The sequence below is a fragment of the Pseudenhygromyxa sp. WMMC2535 genome, from assembly GCF_011083025.2.
This window is the reverse complement of record NZ_JABJWV010000001.1, coordinates 7,862,811-7,881,886: the sequence shown is the minus strand read 5'-3', so window position 1 is coordinate 7,881,886 and position 19,076 is coordinate 7,862,811. Positions and strand designations below refer to the sequence as shown.

At 69.1% G+C, this 19,076-nt stretch carries 16 protein-coding genes; 6 read left to right on the top strand and 10 right to left on the bottom strand.

The window, feature by feature from the left end; translation table 11 throughout:
- Position 1 precedes the first annotated feature (1 nt).
- Positions 2–676: an outer membrane beta-barrel domain-containing protein gene (locus G6O69_RS30530; RefSeq protein ID WP_176397181.1), complete on the bottom strand. Its 675-nt coding sequence runs from the start codon at positions 674–676 to the stop codon at positions 2–4.
- 839 nt (positions 677–1,515) lie between these two features.
- The gene (gene ftsY, locus G6O69_RS30520) at positions 1,516–3,378 is read right to left on the bottom strand and encodes a signal recognition particle-docking protein FtsY (RefSeq protein WP_172306991.1); all 1,863 of its coding nucleotides are present in this window, start codon (positions 3,376–3,378) and stop codon (positions 1,516–1,518) included.
- A gap of 294 nt (positions 3,379–3,672) precedes the next feature.
- On the opposite strand from ftsY, the gene G6O69_RS30515 reads away from it, so the two are divergent.
- A complete protein-coding gene (locus G6O69_RS30515) occupies positions 3,673–7,614 on the top strand; it encodes a chromosome segregation protein SMC (protein ID WP_172306990.1) in 3,942 nt (1,313 codons plus the stop codon).
- Between the two features lie 131 nt (positions 7,615–7,745).
- Here the strand turns inward: G6O69_RS30515 and G6O69_RS30510 are convergent, their stop codons facing one another.
- The 8 genes from G6O69_RS30510 to G6O69_RS30475 form a co-directional block, all read right to left on the bottom strand.
- Positions 7,746–8,489 carry a queuosine precursor transporter gene (locus tag G6O69_RS30510; RefSeq protein ID WP_172306989.1) on the bottom strand — a complete coding sequence of 248 codons (744 nt, stop codon included), beginning with the start codon at positions 8,487–8,489 and terminating at the stop codon, positions 7,746–7,748.
- Positions 8,486–9,577, bottom strand: a complete 1,092-nt coding sequence (locus G6O69_RS30505; RefSeq protein ID WP_172306988.1) for a lysylphosphatidylglycerol synthase domain-containing protein — start codon at positions 9,575–9,577, stop codon at positions 8,486–8,488. Before G6O69_RS30505 ends, G6O69_RS30510 begins: the two co-directional genes overlap by 4 nt.
- On the bottom strand, positions 9,574–10,647 hold the full coding sequence (locus G6O69_RS30500; RefSeq protein WP_172306987.1) for a lysylphosphatidylglycerol synthase transmembrane domain-containing protein: 1,074 nt from the start codon (positions 10,645–10,647) through the stop codon (positions 9,574–9,576). Before G6O69_RS30500 ends, G6O69_RS30505 begins: the two co-directional genes overlap by 4 nt.
- A gap of 199 nt (positions 10,648–10,846) precedes the next feature.
- Positions 10,847–11,134: a YfhL family 4Fe-4S dicluster ferredoxin gene (locus tag G6O69_RS30495; RefSeq protein ID WP_172306986.1), complete on the bottom strand. Its 288-nt coding sequence runs from the start codon at positions 11,132–11,134 to the stop codon at positions 10,847–10,849.
- 169 nt (positions 11,135–11,303) lie between these two features.
- Positions 11,304–11,726 (bottom strand): hypothetical protein, encoded by a 423-nt coding sequence (locus G6O69_RS30490; protein WP_172306985.1) that lies wholly within the window; start codon positions 11,724–11,726, stop codon positions 11,304–11,306.
- A gap of 64 nt (positions 11,727–11,790) precedes the next feature.
- Complete coding sequence (locus G6O69_RS30485; protein ID WP_172306984.1) at positions 11,791–12,810, bottom strand: hypothetical protein; 1,020 nt, start codon at positions 12,808–12,810, stop codon at positions 11,791–11,793.
- Positions 12,811–12,850: 40 nt separating this feature from the next.
- Positions 12,851–14,029 (bottom strand): DUF3570 domain-containing protein, encoded by a 1,179-nt coding sequence (locus G6O69_RS30480; protein WP_172306983.1) that lies wholly within the window; start codon positions 14,027–14,029, stop codon positions 12,851–12,853.
- A 24-nt stretch (positions 14,030–14,053) separates the two neighbouring features.
- The gene (locus G6O69_RS30475; RefSeq protein ID WP_172306982.1) at positions 14,054–14,281 is read right to left on the bottom strand and encodes a DUF4266 domain-containing protein; all 228 of its coding nucleotides are present in this window, start codon (positions 14,279–14,281) and stop codon (positions 14,054–14,056) included.
- A gap of 96 nt (positions 14,282–14,377) precedes the next feature.
- Here G6O69_RS30475 and cmk point away from each other — a divergent pair, with 96 nt between their 5' ends.
- From cmk to G6O69_RS30450, 5 genes are all read left to right on the top strand, one after another.
- The gene (gene cmk, locus G6O69_RS30470; protein ID WP_172306981.1) at positions 14,378–15,076 is read left to right on the top strand and encodes a (d)CMP kinase; all 699 of its coding nucleotides are present in this window, start codon (positions 14,378–14,380) and stop codon (positions 15,074–15,076) included.
- 81 nt (positions 15,077–15,157) lie between these two features.
- Complete coding sequence (locus G6O69_RS30465; RefSeq protein ID WP_255216674.1) at positions 15,158–16,921, top strand: 30S ribosomal protein S1; 1,764 nt, start codon at positions 15,158–15,160, stop codon at positions 16,919–16,921.
- A 103-nt stretch (positions 16,922–17,024) separates the two neighbouring features.
- Positions 17,025–17,525 (top strand): 6,7-dimethyl-8-ribityllumazine synthase, encoded by a 501-nt coding sequence (gene ribH / locus G6O69_RS30460; RefSeq protein ID WP_172306979.1) that lies wholly within the window; start codon positions 17,025–17,027, stop codon positions 17,523–17,525.
- A complete protein-coding gene (locus G6O69_RS30455; protein WP_172306978.1) occupies positions 17,525–18,100 on the top strand; it encodes a transcription antitermination protein NusB in 576 nt (191 codons plus the stop codon). Before ribH ends, G6O69_RS30455 begins: the two co-directional genes overlap by 1 nt.
- Positions 18,093–19,010 carry a M17 family peptidase N-terminal domain-containing protein gene (locus tag G6O69_RS30450; protein WP_176397179.1) on the top strand — a complete coding sequence of 306 codons (918 nt, stop codon included), beginning with the start codon at positions 18,093–18,095 and terminating at the stop codon, positions 19,008–19,010. Before G6O69_RS30455 ends, G6O69_RS30450 begins: the two co-directional genes overlap by 8 nt.
- Positions 19,011–19,076: the final 66 nt, after the last annotated feature.

Genomic DNA, 19,076 nt, shown 5'->3' with positions numbered 1-19,076 from the left:
CTCACCGGCGGTAGGAGTACTCAAAGGTGGGGGGGAGGTGGAACGAGACGCCGAGGAAGAACATCACGTTGAAGGCCAGGCGGTCGCCCAGGGGCGCCTCCTTTGCCTGCGCGTAGGCTGCGCTCGGGTCGTCGCCCAGGCTGATCGCCGGGTCGTCGATGCTCTCGCCGCCGGAACCGGCGTCGGTGCTCACACCACGGTTGAGGGGCTCGTAGGCGTCGAAGTAGCCGAAGGTCCGCACACCCAGGTTGACCGAGAAGAAGTCCAGGTTCTGGATGTAGTAGCGGATGCCGAAGCCCAAGTTGAGCTGGCCCGTGATGTGGTTGAAGGGCGTGGGGTGGACCGACTGAAAGCGGGGGATGTTCTGCGTATGAATCGCCCCACCACCGATCTGTGCGTAGAACTCCCAGTGCAAGAGCAGCTGGTTGAACAGCGCGATCTTGCCGTAGAAGGGCTCGTACAGATAGTCGACGCTCGCCTGCCACAAGGTGCGGTTGGCGGTGAGCAGTAGACCTTCCTGGAATCGGATTCGGTCGTACTGCGGCGTCTTGCGGCCGAAGAAAGCCGTGCCGTTGATGCCGATCGCCATGCGGTTGGTCAGCCAGTAGTTGACCTCCGCACCCACTGCCCAGTGACGGACATAGGGGTCGTTGATCGTCAGACCGACTTGCGGCATCAGCTCGACGCGGCGCTTCTTCTTGTTGGTCGCCGAATCTACGTAGACGTTCAGGAAAGCCTGGGGCTGGATGACGGTGATCTCTTTTTCGTCGATCTTCCGTTGATCATCCTCAGAGAGCGAAGGTGCGCCTTCGCTCGTTTCACCAACCGTGCCACCTACCTCGGCTGAGGCGTCGGCGTCTCCGCCGCCCTCATCGAGGAAGCTCGTGTCGTTTGGTGTCCCGTCGGCAGGCTCGTCTGGGACGGCCTCCATGTCATCTTCGTCGAGGATTAGTTCTTCCTCGTCATCTTCGATGACTTCGTCTTCCGGGGCGGCTAGAGCCGTCAATGGGGAGGCGCATACCGCGAACGCGGTGAGGCCAGTCAGGAATCGTCGCATGCTCACCTCTGGAGAGGACTCGCTTGAGAGGGGGGTGCGGGGGGAGGTAGGGGGAGAGAGCCTGTGCGGAATTCGCAGGGCGGGGATGGCTGACTGGGAGTCGATCGATTGCGGATTGGCGCTTCGAGCCCGCGCCGTAGCGCGGTGCCGCCCGTGGGCGGTAGACCCCGGATTTGATTTTCGGCGCGGACGGTAACATAGGGTAAGCCCTCTCACAACCGTCGTTAGCATCCTCTTGGATAGGCCCTCTCGTGGTGTAATGTCTCGAAATTACAGGCTAAATTTAGATTATTGGGCTGCGCGTGACGCCGTGAGACGTTAGCCACCTCGCGCACGCACATGGAATCAGAGGGAGGTCGATCTCGCCCAAAGGGGGCTCGAGCGGGGGTGACAAACGCGCATTGGCCAATTTGGGTGCGTGAATTGCACGCAATCCGCGGTGGCAGGTGGAGAGGTGTTCAGTCACTCTCCTGCGCGTCCTCCGGCTCACCCTCGCCCGGTTCGAAGAGCACGTCGCAGTAGGCCTCGGGGTCGAAGCGGCGCAGATCGTCGACGCCCTCGCCGATGCCGATGTAGCGGATGGGGATCGAGAGCTCGTCGACGACACCGAGGACCACGCCACCCTTGGCCGTGCCGTCGAGCTTGGTCAGCACGAGGCCCGTGAAGCGCATGGTCTCCTTGAACATCTGGGCCTGGGCGAGGGCGTTTTGGCCGATCGTCGCGTCGAGGACGAGGAAGGTGTCGTGGGGCTCGACCTCGTCTCGCCCCTTGGACAGAGCCTTGGACGCGGCGCGACCCATCTTGCCCAGCTCGTCCATCAGCTCCTTGCGGGTGTGCAGTCGCCCGGCGGTGTCGCAGAGGACGACGTCGTAGCCCTCCTCGCGGCCGCGCGTGATGCCGTCGAAGATGACGGCGCTGGGGTCGGCGTTCTCCTTGCCCAGGTGGATGTCGCAGCCCACTCGGCGGGCCCAGATCTCGAGCTGCTCGCCAGCGGCCGCGCGGAAGGTGTCGCCCGCGACGAGCAGGGTCTTGCGCCCGGCCTCGACGTGGCGGGCCGCGATCTTGCCCAGCGTGGTGGTCTTGCCGACGCCATTGACGCCGATCATCAGCAGCGTGTAGGGGCCCTGGGCCGGGGCGTAATCGGGCGCTGGGGCCTCGAGATCGAGGATCTCGAGGGCCTTTTGGCGGATCACCTCCCACACGGCGTCGGCGTCGGCGATTTCCTTCTTGTCGAGCTCGGCGGTCACCGACTCGAGCAGGGCCTCGGCCGTCTTGGCGCCGATATCCGCCGTGAACAGGACCTCCTCGATGTCGTCCTTGAGGTCGTCGCTGACCTTGGGTTTGCCCTTGAACAGCCGCGCGAGCTTGGAGATGAAGCCCTTGCGGGTCTTCTTGAGGCCGGTGCGGTAGCGATCTCGCTCGCTCCGCTTGGCGTCGAGGGCCGCGGCCTCCCGCTCCTCGCGGGTGGGGACCTTGGGCTTCTCGACCGGCATGGGGACCGGGTCCTTGGGCTCTTCGGGCGCTTCGGCAGCCTCGGGCTCGGGCGCCTCGGTCTTGGGTTCTTCGGGTGTCTCGGTCTTGGGCGCTTCGGCCTCGGCCTCGGCCTTGGGCTCTTCGGGCGCCTCGGTCTCGGTCTCGGGCGCTTCGGCCTCGGTCTCGGGCGCTTCGGCCTCGGCCTCGGCCTTGGGCTCTTCGGGCGCCTCGGTCTCGGTCTTGGGCGCTTCGGCCTCGGTCTCGGGCGCTTCGGCCTCGGTCTCGGGCTCCTCTTGAGCCTCGGGCTCGGCCTTCTTGGGCCCGAAGTTCAGTTTCTGAAGGCTGGGAGACGGCTTGAAAGTCGGGGGAGGGGCGAAGACCGGGAATTTTGGGGCCTTCTCGGCCGCCGCCGGAGATTCGGTCCCCGCGCTGGACTCGGCGGCTTCGCTCGCATCCGCGGCGTCCTCGGGGGCACTTTCGCCCTCGGCGACCACGGGGGCCTTCGCGGCAGACTCGGCCGCGCTCTCGGTGCTCTCGGCTGCATCCGCAGCGCTCTCGTCCGCATCCGCGGCGCCCTCGTCCGCTTCGAGAGCGGCTCCGGAGGACGAAGAGGCGGCCTCCTCTGGAGCCGCGGCCTCCTCTGGAGCCGCGGCCTCCTCTGGAGCCGCGGCCGCTTCGGGCTCATCGGTCTGCTCGGGTTTCTGTTCGGGCGCCTCCTTCGCTGGCGGGATCGCCTCGCGAGGGGCCTCGGTCGGGAGCGCCTTCTTGGAGCGCCGGGACAGGATCAGCACACCTCCGGCAACGACGGCGGCGATGATGACGAGGATGACGATCTCTGCGGGTCCCATCGGGTCTTCCGGCGCGCAGTAGGCCACCCGAGCAGCGGCTCGTCAACGGCGCCACGCAATGAGCGCTCTGGCCGAGGATGACCCGAGAGATCGCGTCTAACGAGATCTCCCCACGCGGGTTCTCTTTGGCCGATCGCTGTGGAAATCTCGGCCGCTGGTCGGCGAGATCGGCCGAGATCGCTTCTTTCTCCGGGCAGATCTCCCTCCACGCGTCCACGGGCCAAAACCTGGCTCGACCCTTTCGCGGGTCGAGGGAGATCTGCTAATCGAGACCGCCCCCAGGGGCTGCTCGTCATGCGAATCAGGAAGATCGAGGTCGTCGGCTTCAAGTCCTTCGCCGACCGCGAGGTGGTGGTCCTCGACGATCGGGTGACCGCTGTGATCGGCCCCAACGGCTGCGGCAAGTCGAACATCGTCGACGCGATCCGCTGGTGCCTGGGCGAGCAGCGTGCCAAGCACCTGCGCGGCAGCGGCATGGCCGACGTGATCTTTGCCGGGTCGAGCACCCGCGGTCCGGCGGGCATGGCCGAGGTCACGATCACCTTCGAGACCGAGGGCGACGGTCCCTCCGTCTACCTCGAGTTCCCCGAGATCGCGGTGACCCGCCGGCTCTATCGCGACGGGACCAGCGAGTACCTGATCAACAAGGTCCCCTGCCGCCTGCGCGACATCAACGACATGTTGATGGGCACCGGCGTCTCGGCCAAGAGCGGCTACTCGATCATCGAGCAGGGTCGCGTCGGCCAGATCGTGACCAGCAAGCCGGAGACCCGCCGCCAGGTCATCGACGAGGCCGCGGGGATCACCAAGTTCAAGCAGCAGAAGGTCCAGGCCACCCGGCGCATCGATCAGACCCGCCAGAACTTGCTGCGTGTCACCGACGTCATCGGCGAACTCGAGGGGCGGCTGGGGACGCTCAAGCGTCAAGCCCAGAAGGCCGAGCGTTACAAGCGCTACCGCACGGAGCTCCGCGATCTCGAGCTGTGGCACGCCAGCCACAAGCTGCTCGAGCAGCGGGCCACGGAGCAGGTGCTCGAGGCTCGCCGCCGCGAGCTCGACGAGCAGGTCGAAGATCTGCGCAACGAGGCCGCGGCTCGCGAGACGCGCTACGAGGCCGAGCGGGTGGCCCTGCGCGAGGCCGAGGGCAAGCTCCAGACCGGGCAGCAGCGGCTCTACGACCTCGAGAACCGGATCCAGCTGATCGAGCAGGACCGCCGCTTCAAGATCCAGGAGCAGGAGGGCCTGCGGCGCTCGAGCGAGCAGAGCCGGGCCGAGCGCGACTCCGTCGATCGTGGCCTGGGCGGGCTCGAGACCGAGCTCGAGGAGGTCGAGCGCCAGCGCGCCGAGCTCGGGGCGCTCAACCAAGAAGGGGAGGGCGAGGGGCTCGAGGTCCGCTGCGAGGCCCTCGAGGCCGAGCTCAACGAGATCGCCCTGCGCCTGCGGCAGGAGCGGGAGACCCTCGAGCGCACCCGCGGCAAGAGCAACCAAAACGCCCAGCGGGCGGCCTCGCTCGAGGCCACGCTGCTGTCTCGGGCCGAGAGCGTGGCCGAGCTGCGCGAGCGCATCGAGGCCATGAACCACGAGGTCGCGGAGCTCGAGCGCAGCGAGGAGTTCGACGAGGGCAGCCTCGACGAGGCCCGCGGCGAGGTCGAGGTTCGCGAGCAGGCCCTCGTGGCGCTGCGCGAGGGTCGGCAGCAGCTGGATCGTGAGCGCAGCGAGCTGCGCGAGCAGCTGCGGGCCGTCGAGGTCGAGGTCGAGGTCGCGCGCAAGGAGCTGCTGCGCGCGCGCTCGCGGCTCCAGTCCCTCGAGGAGATCCAGTCGCGCTACCAGGCCTGCCACGGCGGCGTGCAGGTGGTGATGGAGCAGCGCGAGAAGCTCGCGGAGATCGGCGCGGGCCTGTCGGCCTCCGCCGGCCTGTCCGCGGCCGGCGGCAGCTGGGGTGGCGAGGCCAAGGTCCTGGGGATCATGGCCGACTACATCAGCGCCCCCGCCAAGCTCGAGCCGGCCGTGTCCGCGGTGCTCGGCGATCGCCTCCAGGGCGTGGTCGTCGACGGCCCGCTGACCGGGGCCAGCGGCGTCGAGCTGCTCAAGCAGCTCGACGAGGGCCGGACCACCTTCTTGCCCATGCGCGCGAGGCCGCCGCAGGCCAAGGACCGCGCCGGCAGCTGGTCCGTCCCGACCCCGGCCGTGACCGCGGGCCCGATCGAGGTCGTCGATCTCTCGGGTGAGGGGAGCGGACAGGACGGCTCGCCCGCGCCTACGCCCGCAGCCAATACGGCGCAGCAGCCCTCCAGCGAGGACGGCCTCCAAACCTCGATGTTCGACGCGCTGGTCGCCGACGGCCGCGGCCCCAGCCGCGGCAGCGAGGACGAGGCCAAGGACGCCGCGACCTCCCTGGCGAAGGCCGAGGACTTCGCCCTCGCGGGGGTCGAGGGCGTGGTCGGTCGCCTCGTCGATCTCGTCGACGTCGAGGGTGAGCTGCGCGAGCTCGTCGACGTGCTCCTCGGCGACACGGTGATCGTCGAGGGCCTCGCCCGCGCCCTCGAGATCTGGCACCGGATGCGCGCCGAGCTGCCCGCCGAGCGCCGCGTCCCGCACACCTTCGTCACCCTCGAGGGCGACCGCATCGAGCCCAGCGGCGTCGTCGTCGGCGGGGCCAGCGACGCCATCGACTCGGCGCTGCTCCAGCAAAAGCGCGAGATCGGCGAGCTCCAGACCATCGTCGCCGAGCTCGAGGAGAACCTCGAGAAGATCCAGCGTCGCCGCCAGGGTCTGGCCGAGCGCCTCGACGAGGTCGAGCGCGGTCGCGAGGCCAGCGAGGGCGAGGTCATCGAGGCCGAGAAGGCCCTGCTCGGCGCGCGCAACGAGCTCAACGCGCGCAGCCAGGCCCGCGACCGCGTGGCCCGCTCGCTCGAGCAGCTCGTGCGCAGCCGCGGCGAGCTCCTGGCGACCGCCGATCAGCGCGAGCGCGAGCGCGGCGATCTCGAGGGCGAGCTCGCCGACCTGCGCGAGGAGGCCCCCGATCTCGAGGACGAGGCCGAGGCCCTGCAAGACCGCGTCGAGGCCCTCGGCGAGGAGCGCGAGCAGGTCAGCGCGACCTTGACCGAGCTCAAGGTTCAGCTCGCCAGCTGGCAGGAGCAGCGCAACGCCCTGGCCACCGCCAGCGAGCGCCTGCGCAAGCAGATCCACAGCGAGCGCGAGCGTTCGCGTCGCCTGGGCGAGGCCGCCGAGGACGCCGAGCGCCGGGTCGAGGCGCTCGTCGAGGCCATCACCAACATGGTCGAGGAGCACTCCGCCCTGCTCGAGGAGCACAAGCTCGCCCTGGCGGCCAAGCTCGAGGCCGTCGAGACCCACGAGGGCGTCGCTCGCCGGGTCGAGGAGCTCGAGCTCACGCTCCGCAACCTGCGGACCACCCTCGAAGAGGACCGCGAGCGCCTCCAAGAGGTCGAGCTCGGCCTGCGCGAGCTCGTGCTCGAGCGTCAGCACCTCGAGGCCGACATCCGCGACCGCTTCGACGCCGACCTGCGCACCTTGTTGATCGACTTCCACGATCGCGGCCTGGTCAGCCCCGACCAGATCGCCCGGGTCAAGGAGCTCAAGCGCGTGCTCTCGCGCATGGGCGAGGTCAACCTCACCGCGATCGCCGAGTACGAAGAAGTCTCCGGCCGCTACGAGTACCTCGCCGGCCAGCGCCGCGACCTCGAGGACGCCATCAACCAGCTCCAAGAGGCCATCGATCGCATCAACGAGACCACCAAGGTCCGCTTTGCCGAGACCTTCGAGGCCGTCAACGAGATGTTCCAGCGCCTCTTCCCCCGGCTCTTCGCCGGCGGTCAGGCCAAGCTCGTGCTCACCGACCCCAACGACCTGCTGACCACCGGCGTCGAGATCCTCGCCCAGCCCCCGGGCAAGAAGGTCGCCAGCCTCGAGCTGCTGTCCGGCGGCGAGAAGGCCCTGACCGCGGTCAGCCTCGTGTTCGGCATCTTCCTGATCAAGAGCAGCCCCTTTTGTCTCCTCGACGAGGTCGACGCGCCCCTCGACGAGGCCAACGTCGGTCGCTTCAGCGACATGGTCAGCGAGCTCTCCGAGGGCACGCAGTTCATCATCATCACCCACAACAAGCGCACCATGGAGATCGCCGACCGCCTCTACGGCGTGACCATGCAGCAGCGCGGCGTGTCCAAGCTCGTCTCGGTCAACATGCGCCGCGCCGTCGCCGAGGCGATGGTCAGCTGAGCTCGACGCGCTCCCTCGAAGGCGCCGGCTCGCCACTGCTGCTGCGGTGAGCCGGCGTTTTTCTTTGCCTCGCGCTGCTGGCCCGTGCGCCTGCACCGTCGTCAGCGCAGACCTCCGCAAAAGACCCCGAGCTACCCCTCATCCTCCCGCAAAGCCGCCACCTGCTCCGGAAAGCGCCGCTCCAACACATAAACCGCCAAATAAAACAAAGGCGTATCCAACGCAGCAAACGTCCACTTGAAGATCAGCCCATCCAAGAACAACCGCGGCACCACCTCCCAAGTGATCCCCGCCGCCCCAAAACTAGCCAGCAACGCCAACACCACGAAGGTATCGACGAGCTGCGAAGCGATCGTCGACCCGTTGTTGCGCAGCCACAGGTGCTTGCCATGGGTCAGCTTGCGCCAGAAGTGAAACAGCCGGATATCGATGAACTGCGCCGTCAGATACGCCGCCATCGACGCGAACACGGCGACCTTCGACAGCCCGAACACCTGGTGAAAGGTCTCGTCCCCGATCCCGAAGGGCGCGCTCGGGGCGATGTCCGCGAGCTCGACCAGCACCGTCGTGAACACGCTGGCGACCAGCCCCGCGACCACGACCTGGTTGGCCCGCTTGGCCCCATAGATCTCCGAGAGGATGTCCGTGACCAGGAAGGTCAGCGGGTAGGCGATGATCCCCACGGACTGGCTGAGCGTGCGGCTGCCGCCCCAGGGCAGCGGGATCTCGACCGTGAAGAACTTCTGGAAGATCAGGTTGCAGGCGACCAGCGCGGCGATGAACAGGCCGGCGAGGATCAGGTAGGTCTGCTCGTAGCTGCCGCCTCGCAGCCAGGGCGTGGGTTGTGGTTGTGGATCGGACGCTTCCTCGCTCATGTCTGCGCTCCCTCCGGGGCCTGTGCGTCGCCGCGCGCGACCCCAGCCCGCGGCGCGAACGGCCAGCTCAGCGCGCTGAGCAGCCCAAAGAAGGCGATCACGCCCACGCGCTGGGCGAGGACGAAGAGGCTGATGTCGACGGGGTCGAGGCCGACCCAGCCGAGGCCGCCGGCCCAGCCTGCCTCGAGGATGCCGAGGCCGCCGGGGGTCAGGCCGAGCATGCCGGCGAGCTGGGCGATGGGGGTGGCCGCGCTCATCTCGAGCCAGCCGAGCTCGACCCCGCCGCCGGCGTGGAGCCCCGCGAGGCCGACGGCGCCGGCGATCCCCCAAAACTGGATGACCACGGTGGCGAAGCGAGCGAGGCTGAACAGGGCGATCGCGGCCGAGAGGCGGGCGTCGACCTTGGGCGCGCCCGGGCCGTCGAGCTCGGCCTCGGCTTCGGCCTCGACCTGGCGCCGGCGCAGCTTGTCGAGGCGCAGGCGCAGGGCCAGGTAGACGCGCAGGGCCAGGCGCACGCCGGGGCCGAGCAGGGGGACGGCGAGGGCGAAGAAGAGCGCGCACACGGCCAGCAAGCTGGCGCCGGGGCCGATGCCCAGGTGCGCGGCGATCCAGCCCTCGCGCTCGGCCACGGCCCAGGCCAGCAAGAGCACGGGGAGGACCATGTCGAGCAGGCGCTCGAGCACGACCTGGGTGGCGGCGTGGCCGAGGCTGCGCTCGCTGCCCGCCGAGCGCAGGGCGAGGCCGCGGCCGACGAGGTCCATGGCCAGGGTCGAGGTGAACTGGCCGATGAAGCGGGTGACGACCAGGCCGTAGAAGTAGGCGATGTAGGGCAGGCGCGTGCCGCCCATGGCCTCGGCGAGCAGCCGCCAGCGGGCCGCGGTCACGACGCTGGCGACGGTCGTGCCGGCGAGGCCGACGAAGATCCAGCCCACGCGCAGCTCGACCCGGGTCGCGAGCTCGCCCCAGTCAGGGGCCAGCCACCACAGCACGGCGGCGAAGAGGGCGAGGCCGAGGAGGGCGCGCAGCAGGCCCTTGGCGCGGCGGCGGCCGGGGCTCTGGCTGACCTCGATGGGGTCGCTGTCGCTCATGCGCCGTGATCCTCGGGTTCGGGCTTTGGCTCGGTGGGGGTCGGGGCGCGCAGGCCCATCAGGGCCCGCCAGTCGAGGTCGAGGCTGCGCTGGGCGATCACGCCGAGGAGCACGCCCATGGACAGCTGGGTCACGAACATCCAGAAGATGAACACGCTGCCGCGGGCGTGGATGGTGGCTTGGGAGACGAACATGCTCAGCCCGAGGAGCAGCCCGGTGTGGAAGATGCCCAGCTGCCCCGGGCCGCCAGGCAGGAGCAGGGACATGCCGAGCACCGACATGATCGCCATGGCCTCGGGGAAGCCGAGGTCGAGGCCGCAGCCGCGGGCGAGCAGCCAGGTGCCGAGGGCGTTGAAGCCCCAGTAGGCCGCCGTCCCGGCCAAGAAGCGCAGCAGCGGGCCCAAGGAGGGCAGGGCGGCCAGGCCCTCGGCGACGCCGCGGGCGAAGCCCTCGAGCTTCTCGGCCAGGGAGGGGAGGAGCTTGCCCAAGGTGAGCGCGACCAGGCGCCCGACCACGCGCGGGGCCAGGGCCATGCCGAGGAGCACGAGCAGCGCCGCGAACAGCCCCGAGCTGGCGATCAGCCCGACCGAGCGCAGGCGCTCGACGGCCACGGCCTGCTCGCCGTGGACCTCGGGGAGCAGGGGTAAGGACGCGTAGAACAGCCCGCAGACCACGAGGCCGTCGACGATGCGCTCGATCGCCACGGTGCCCAGGCCCTGGCCGAAGCTGACCTCGCTGCGCTCGGCGAGGAAGAGCGGACGGGCGAACTCTCCCAGGCGCAGGGGCAAAACCATGATCCACATCGTCCCGGCCATGGACACGGCGAGGGTGGTTCGCAGCGGGACGTCGGCCAGCGGCCTGACGAGGGCGTGCCAGCGCCCGGCCCGGAACACGAAGTAGCCGACCAAGGTGAGCAGGTAGGTCGGCAGCACCCAGGCCGGCGGCCAGGGGTCGTCGGGGATGAACTGGATGCGCCGGATCAGCGCGAACACGAAGCCGCCGCCGATGATCACGGACAGAGCGAGGCGGAACAGCCACTGTCGTCGCGCAGCGCTGGTCGACTCGGTCATCGCGTGCATCATAGACGGCCGCGGCCGTCGAGGCCCGGGGTGGGAGCCTTCGACGGCCGCGGTTCCCTCGCTAGGAGCCCGTGGTGAAACCCAACACGAGGAGCCGCGCTGGGTTCCACCACGGGCTCCTAGAGGGGCGTTGAACTCGTGGGGTGAGGGGAGAGACTTCGCTGAGCGAGGCGAGCGAGGCGCCCCGAGCTCACTTCTTGAAGCGGCTGGGGAAGTCGTCGCCGAAGTCTTTGTCGGGGTGGATCACCTTGGCACGGGCGATGAGGGCGGGCTCTTCCTCGCGGCGCTCGGGATCGGGGAGGCAGCACTCGACGGGACACACGGCCTGGCAGGCCTCGTAATCGTGGAAGCCCACGCACTCGGTGCAGAGCTTGGGGTCGATCACGTAGATCTCCTCGCCCTCCGAGATGGCCTCGTTCGGACACTCGGGCTCGCAAGCTCCACAGTTAATGCACTCGTCGGTGATGTGGGTGGCCATCGTCTGGAACTCCTGTTCTTCTGGTGCTCCTCGCGCTCTAGAGCACGAGCACTGGCAGTGTACTCAGTCCAGGCTGGCAATCAACCACAGCGAGCCTCAGCCCGCGAGCTGGCGGGAGCTCGGGCAGTCCAGGGGGCGCCCGTTCACTTTCCCAAAATTGCCCTCGAGCTCAGCGGAGCAGCGCCAGGAGTTGGTCTGCCGTCTCGTCGAAGTTCCGCATGACGCGCGCGAGGTTGACCTGCGTCGTGGTCACCGCTGTGAACAAATACTGCTCCCAGAGCACTTTTGAGAGCAGGATTTGATCTTCACTTTCAATGACGACCTGGGCGCGCCCAAAGCCGAAGATGATGGTGTCGATGGTCAGCCGCGACATGGCTTGACCGATCTGCGCGCCGGCGATGCACAGATCGAGGGCGGAGATGGCCTGCGGTCGGTGGGCGGTATCGATCGTGTCGTCGACGCCGTCGGAGAGTACGGCGCCGAGGATGTGCGGGGTCGCGGCCACGAACTGAGCGAGCAGCTCGCCGAATTCGCTGACGCCCGGATCGATGGGGGCGTCTTGCGTCGCTGGGCTGGTGCTGTGCTCGGCCATCGAGGTCAGGGGGGAGGGCAGAAGGGTAGGGAGACGCGGAGGTGGCGGAGGGGGACTCCGGGGCTCAGGGCCCCTGCTCGAGCTCGGGCGCGAGCCGGATCACTCGGCGCTCGCGGATCTCTTCGAGGGTGAGCTGGAGCTGCTCGGCCCGCCAGGACATCTCGAGCTCCTCGCGGAGGCGTTGCTCGCGGGCCGTCCGCAGCGCGTCGGGGGCCATCGAGCCGTCTTCGAGGGAGGCCGGGAGGACCTCGTTGAGCAGGACCAGGTGAATACCAAACTCGGTCTCGAACGGCCCGATCAGGCCCGGCTCCTCCTGGGCGGTGACGCGCTCGACCCAGCTCTGATCGAAGTTGTCGGACAAGGCGGGCGCGAAGGCGAAGCGCTCGGAGCGGATCCGCATGTCGCCGAGCTCGGTCGAGAACTCGTGATCGCTCGCGCCGATCAGCCGCAGGAACAGCCCGCAGCCACGCTGCTCTTCGATGAGTTCGTCGCCCGCGCGCTGGATCCGCTCGACCATGGGCGCGAAGGTCTGCCCGGCGGTCGCGTACCAGCGCTCGGCGAGGGCGGGATCGATGTCGCCGCCAGCGAGCTCGGTCCCCGGCACGCCGGTGGGCTCGTCGGCCGCTTTGTGGGGGTCGACCGGGACGATCAGGACCTGACAGATCGAGAACAGCTCGGGGTGGAAGAGGCGCTGAAAGATGCGTGGATCTTCCATGTTCGCGTTGACCACCCGCTGGGGGATGTCGGCCTCGCGGTGCGTGGGCTCGAAGCGCTCGTCGAGCCACAGGCGGACCATGGCGGCGCGCTCGAGGTGCTCGCGGCGGAGCGGGTCGAGGTCGTCGGGGTCGTCGGGGCCCCCGCCGCGCTCGGCGATCTCGGCGCGGCGATCGGCGACCAGGATCAAGGTCTCGAGGGCGCGGGCGCGGGCGGTCTCGGCGTCTACGCCGTCGCGCTCGGCGATCCGCTCGACCACCCTGGCGTCGAGCTCGAGCTCGCCCGTGGGCGCGTCGACGATCGCCACGCGCTGGCGCTCGACCCTGTCGTGCCGATCTCCCGGCGTGCAGGCGAGGGGGGCGGCGAGCATCAGGGCCGCGCAGGCCAGCCAGGGCCGCGCCGCCCAGCAGTCAAAACGCCAGCGAGAACGCGAGGTTGCCGATGCGGTTGTCGCCGTAGCGAGTGCTGCGGACGGTGCCGTACCCAAAGTCCTGGTCGAGGCAGACCGCGGACAGATCGGTGCAGCGCACGAAGACGTGGTTGTAGGTGGCTTCGATCCAGGCACCGGCGAGCCATCCTAACCCCTTGAATTTCGAGATTCCATCCAGACCCCAGATCAGCCGCGCACCCACGGTATGCGAGTGAAAATCGTCCATTTTGGGATCGTCGCTCCGCCACGGGTAGTCGGCGGCCCAGACACCGTCGTCTCGCCAAAAGAAGGCCTCTGTCTGGGTGTAGAAGCGGTAGCGCAGGCGTAGGCGCAGGTTCCGGTGGGGTCGAAAATGAACCCTGGCCTCGACGGCGTGGGCCTGGACCTGCCAGTCGTCGGCGTAGTAGCGGTAGCGCGGCTCGACGGCCATCTTGGCCTTGGGCACCGACCAGCGCAGCCAGACGGAGGGTGCCAGGCGCTTGCGGAGCCAGGGGTGGATCTCGACGTCACCGTTGCGAGCGCGGCGATAGGGGTTGTCCTGGGGCCCGGCGGCGTAGATGCCCTCGAGGTTGAGGCCAGCGATCACGTTGCGGTGGAGGATGTGGCCATACCCCAAGGACAGGTAGTGGACCTGCAAGAGGTTGGTGTCGCGGCTCGAGGTCCAACGGGAGAGCGCGCCGATGTTGTTGGTGATCCGAAAGGCGTGGTTGATGCTCGCCGAGTAGTTGACCGAGATCGTGGCGGTGCGCTGGAGGAGCTGGCGGCTGAGGCCGACGCCGAAGTTGTGCGAGGTGTAGTCGGTCTCCGTGGAGTAGCGGTAGAAGCCCGAGGCCGCCCAATCCTCGGCGAACTCGCCGCTGGCGCGGAAGCTGGTCTCGTGGCGCATCTCCGTGAACACCTCGTCGCCGCCGAGCGCGAGGGCGCCGGAGGCGATCGAGGCCGAGGAGATCACGTCGAGCAGGTACTCGGCCTCGAGGGCCACGCCCTGCTTGGGGAGCTCCTTGCGGAAGGTGACCATGGGCTGGAGCACCCGCGTGGAGGTCTCGCGGTAGTAGTTGCCGCGCACGGTCAGGCGGTCCTCGGCCTGGCTGCGCCACGGGGCGAGGGTGGCCGCGAGCACCAAGGTGAGCAGCAAGGCTCGAGACAGCGCGCGCTGCACTGGGTCCTCCCTCTTCTTCTGGCCTCAGCCGCAGCCGCAGCCGCCGCCAGCGGCTCCGTGCCCGCCAAAGCCAGCCTCGCGGGCCGACTCGATGTGGCTGTGGAAGGACTCCTCGAGGGCGTCGCTGCTCGGATCCATCTCGGGCTCCGAGAGCTGCGCGCGCTCGTGGGGCGCGACGGTGACGCAGCCCGTGGCGAGCGTCGAGGTCAGCGCAAAGACCGTCGCCAGCGCGGTAGCGAGCCGGGGTCGCATCCACGCGAGCGTGCCCGAGCGCGGGGGCTTGGGCAAGCGCAAGCAAAGCGCTCGCGGGGCTTTGGCGCGAGGGGATCAGGGCTTATGCTCCCGCCGATGTCCGGCCCGTTGATCGTCATCGACGGCCCCGCCGGGGCAGGCAAGAGCACGGTCGCCACGGCGGTCGCGCAGCGCATCGGCGCGGCGCTCCTCGACACGGGCGCCATCTATCGAGCGCTGGCTTGGCTGGCCCGAGAGCGCGGCGTCAGCTGGGACGAGGAGGTGAGCCTCGCGGGCTTGGCGAGCGAGATCGCCATCGAGTTTCGCCCGGTCAGCGAGGTCGGGGCGCGGCAGCAGGTGCTGCTGGTCGCGCCCGTGGCAGCGGAGCTCACCGACGTGATCCGCACCCCCGCGATCTCCGAGGGGGCCTCGCGGGTCTCTCGCCACCCCGCGGTCCGCGGGGCGCTGCTGGGGATCCAGCGCGCAATCGCCGCTCGCGCGATCGCGGCGTCGGGCTGCGTGGCGGAGGGCCGCGACATGGGCACGGTGGTCTTCCCGGACGCGGCCCACAAGTTCTTCCTCACGGCGTCACGGGCGACCCGCGCCGATCGCCGCTTCCGCGAGCTGGCCGCCAAGGGCCTCCAGGGATCGGTCGCCGAGGTCGAAGCTGACATCGCGCGCCGAGACGAGCGGGATTCCTCACGCGATGTCGCCCCCCTCGCCCGGGCGGAGGACGCGGTGCTCATCGACTCGAGCGGCCTGGATATCGAGCAGGTCGTCGCGCGCATCCTCGACGGGGTGAACCCGCCAGCTTGACCTCGGCTGGGGAGTTCTCCTAGCTTCGCCCCGCTCTCGGCCGTGGGGTCGGCGCGTGCAGTCCAAGGGCTGCGGCGGCGGCTGTGCTCTTCAAAGAAGAGCCCCGACGAGGGACGCCAAGAGAGGAATCACAACAACCACATGACACAACCCATCAGCAATGAGGTCGGTAGCGAGAGCTTCGCGGACCTCCTCGAGCAGTCCTTTCAGGACACGTCCGAGGTCAAAGAAGGCGGCATCGTCAAGGGCATCGTGGTCGACATCATCGGCGACTACGCCGTGGTCGACGTCGGCCTGAAGGCCGAAGGTCAGGTCCCGCTGCGCGAGTTCGCCGACGAAGACGGCAACATCGACGTCAAGATCGGCGACGAAGCGGAGGTCCTGCTCGAGCACGTCGAGGACCAAAACGGGCTCGTGGTCCTGTCCAAGGACAAGGCCCGCAAGCGCAAGGTCTGGGACGAGATCCAGTCGGCCATGGAGGAAGACGGGATCGTCAAGGGCCAGATCCAGGCCCGGGTCAAGGGCGGCTTGTCCGTGACCCTTCAGGGCGGGGTGAAGGCCTTCCTGCCGGGCAGCCAGGTCGACCTGCGTCCGGTCCGCAACCTCGACGCATTCCTCAACGAGGAATTCGACTTCAAGATCATCAAGTTCAACAAGCGCCGGGGCAACATCGTGCTCTCGCGCCGCGTGCTGCTCGAGGCCGAGCGCGCCGAGCTCAAGAGCGACACGCTCAACAAGCTCGCCGAAGGCCAGATCGTCGAAGGCGTGGTCAAGAACCTGACCGACTACGGCGCCTTCATCGATCTCGGCGGCATCGATGGCCTGCTGCACATCACCGACATGAGCTGGGGTCGCATCAACCACCCCTCCGAGCTCTTCCAGGTCGGCGATAAGGTCAAGGTCAAGGTCCTCAAGTTCAACAGCGAGTCCGAGCGCGTCAGCCTCGGCCTCAAGCAGATCACCCCCGACCCCTGGATCAACGCCGAGGAGAAGTACATCCCCGGCACCGTCGTTCAGGGCAAGGTGGTCAGCATCAAGGACTATGGCGCCTTCATCGAGCTCGAGGAGGGCATCGAGGGTCTGGTGCACGTGTCCGAGATGTCCTGGACCCGCCAGGTCAAGAACCCCAAGCAGCTCATCAACCTCGGCGACGAGGTCAAGGCTGTCGTCCTCGACATCGACGTCTCGCAAAACCGCATCTCCCTGGGCATGAAGCAGCTCGAGGAGAACCCCTACGAGAAGGTGCTCGAGAAGTACCCGCCGGGGACCGTGGTCGCGGGCGTCATCCGCAACATCGCCGACTTCGGCGTGTTCGTGGAGCTCGAGCCGGGCATCGACGGCCTGGTCCACATCACGGACCTGAGCTGGACCCAGCGCGTCCGTCACCCCTCCGACCTCTACAAGAAGGGCGACGAGGTTCAGGCGGTGGTGTTGAACATCGACAACACCGGCGACAAGCCCAAGATCAGCCTGGGCATCAAGCAGCTGTCGAGCGACCCGTGGGACCGCGTGCCCTACGAGTTCCCGATCGGCAAGGTCACCGAGGTCAAGATCCTCAAGCTCACCGACTTCGGCGCCTTCGCCGAGATCATCCCGGGCGTCGAGGGTCTGATCCACATCTCGGAGATCAGCGAGGAGCGCGTGGAGGATCCGCGCGCCGTGCTCGAGCCCGGCCAGGTGTGCCGCGCCGAGGTCATCCAGCTCGACGCCAACGAGCGCAAGATCGGCTTGTCGATCAAGAGCGCGCGGCGCCAGGACGACCTCGCCGACGCGCAGGGCTTCGCCAACGTCAGCGAGGCTGGCGCGACTCTGGGCGACCTGCTCTCGAAGAAGCTCAAGAAGTAGCTTCTCGCGCCCTCGGGCGAAAGCGGGCGTCGGCCAGTGGCCGGCGCCCGCTTTTTGTTGCGGCCCTTGCCACCCCAGGCCGCAGGCGCTATTTCGGGCCGTCATGGATCGCCCAGCCTCAGCCGTTCGCGTCCACGAGGGTTCCCTCGATGCCAAGGGCCTGCGCTTCGCCGTGCTCGTGGCTCGCTTCAACGCGATCGTCACCGAGCCGCTGCTCGACGGGGCCGTCGACACCTTGTTGCGCTCCGGGGCCGCGGCCGAGGACGTGGCCGTGTTCCGCACCCCGGGCAGCTACGAGCTGCCGATGCTCGCCGACAAGGTCCTGACCACGGGCCGCTTCGACGCGCTCATCGCCCTCGGCTGCCTGATCCGCGGCGACACGATCCACTTCGATCTGATCGCCTCCGAGGCCGCCAAGGGCCTGTCCGCCGTCGGCCAACGCCACGCGCGGCCGGTGGCCTTTGGCGTGCTGACCACCGACACCCTCGAGCAGGCGATCAACCGCGCCGGGGCCAAGGCCGGCAACAAGGGCGGCGAGGCTGCGCTGGCGGCCATCGAGCAGGCGCGGCTCTACGCCCTCGTCGACGAGCAGTACGGGTCCTGATGTCGGGCAAGGGACAAGCCCGGGGCAAGGGCAAGGTCGCCGGTGTGGCGATGGGGCGCGCGCGCGGGCGAGAGCTCGCGCTGTGGCTGCTGTGTCACCTCGACGACAGCCGCAACGGGCGGCTCGAGCCGGAAGACGAGCTCCGCCGCCGCCTCGAGCTGTTCTGGCGCGAGCAGCCGGCCTTCCCCGCGGACGATGACTTCCTCGTGGGCGTGGCCGAGGAGCTCGCCGAGATCATCCGAGACAGCGAGGCCCAGCGCTGGGCCAAGCGCCTGGTCGAAGCGTTCCTGAGCGCGGCCGCGAGCTTCGACGCGGCCATCGAGGGCGCCTCGGCCCGCTGGCGGCTCGCTCGCATGGATCGCGTCGACCGCAACGTCTTGCGCCTCGCCGCCGTCGAGCTCGCCAAGCTCAGCACGCCGCGGGGCGTCGTCGTGTCCGAGGCCGTTCGCTTGGCCGCCCGCTATGGCAGCGAGCGCTCGCCGGCCTTCGTCAACGGCCTCGTCGAGGCGCTCGCTCGCTCGCTGCGCGATGTCAACGGTGGAGGCGGCGGCGCGGCGGGTGAGGGCGGTGGCTGAGCAGCGCGCTTCGGACCCCGCGCGGGTGCTCGTCGAGCCGCTCGAGCAGGGGGTCCTCGATGGGGTCCGAGAGCTCGAGGGCGAGCCCCATCGCGTGCGCGTCGACCTCGGGATCTTGCCGGTCTTCCTCGACGAGCGCCCGCTCCTCGGCCTCGCCGGGTTGGTCGACTGGCGCGCCTGCGGGCGGCTCTCGCGGATCTTGCGCGAAGGACTGTTCTCGGGGGCCCTGGGCGAGCTGCTGCTGACCCCTGGTGACCGTCGTCTGCCCGTCGATCGCCTCGTGCTCGTGGGCCTCGGCCCTCGGGCCGAGTTCGATGGCGCGCGCTTGCGCCAGGCCGCGCAGGCCGTGGTCTCGACGGCCGTGGGCCTCCGCGCGGATGGCGTGCTGATCGCGCTCCCCTCCGAGGGGATCGAGCGTCGCGTCGCAGAGGATCTCTTCGCGGCGCTGATCAGCGCCGTCGAGGCAGCGCTCACGCCCCCAGACGAGGGCCCACAGGCCGAGCGCTCGCCGAGCGCGGCTCCGCAGGCCGAGCGCTCGCCGGATCCGGCCTCGACGGCCTCCACCTCGGAGCAGGGCGAGGAGGGCTCCGAGGAGGGCGCGAGCGAGGAGCCTGTCGCCCCCGATCAGGACCCCGAGCTCCCCGAGCTCCCCGAGCTCCCCCCCGGGGGGCCACCGCCCGAGGCTCCATCGGGGCCAGCGCCAGCGGACGCCGCCGAAGAACCCGAGGTGCCCCCAGAGGACCCGCCAGAGCCATCTGCGCGAGAAGGCGCAGACCTAGAAGCGGGCTGCGCGGGGTGGGCCCCTGGTCGGTGGTGGGTCGTCGCGGATGAGCAGGTCGTCGCGCGGCTGCGCCGCGTGCTCAGTGGTCCGCCACGTCCGGCCCGCGGGGGACCAGGGCTGCACACATGAGCCGGTGACCTGCCTGGCCTGGCGTGCAGAAAAATGCCCCAGCGCTACTCCTTCGAGCAAACTCCC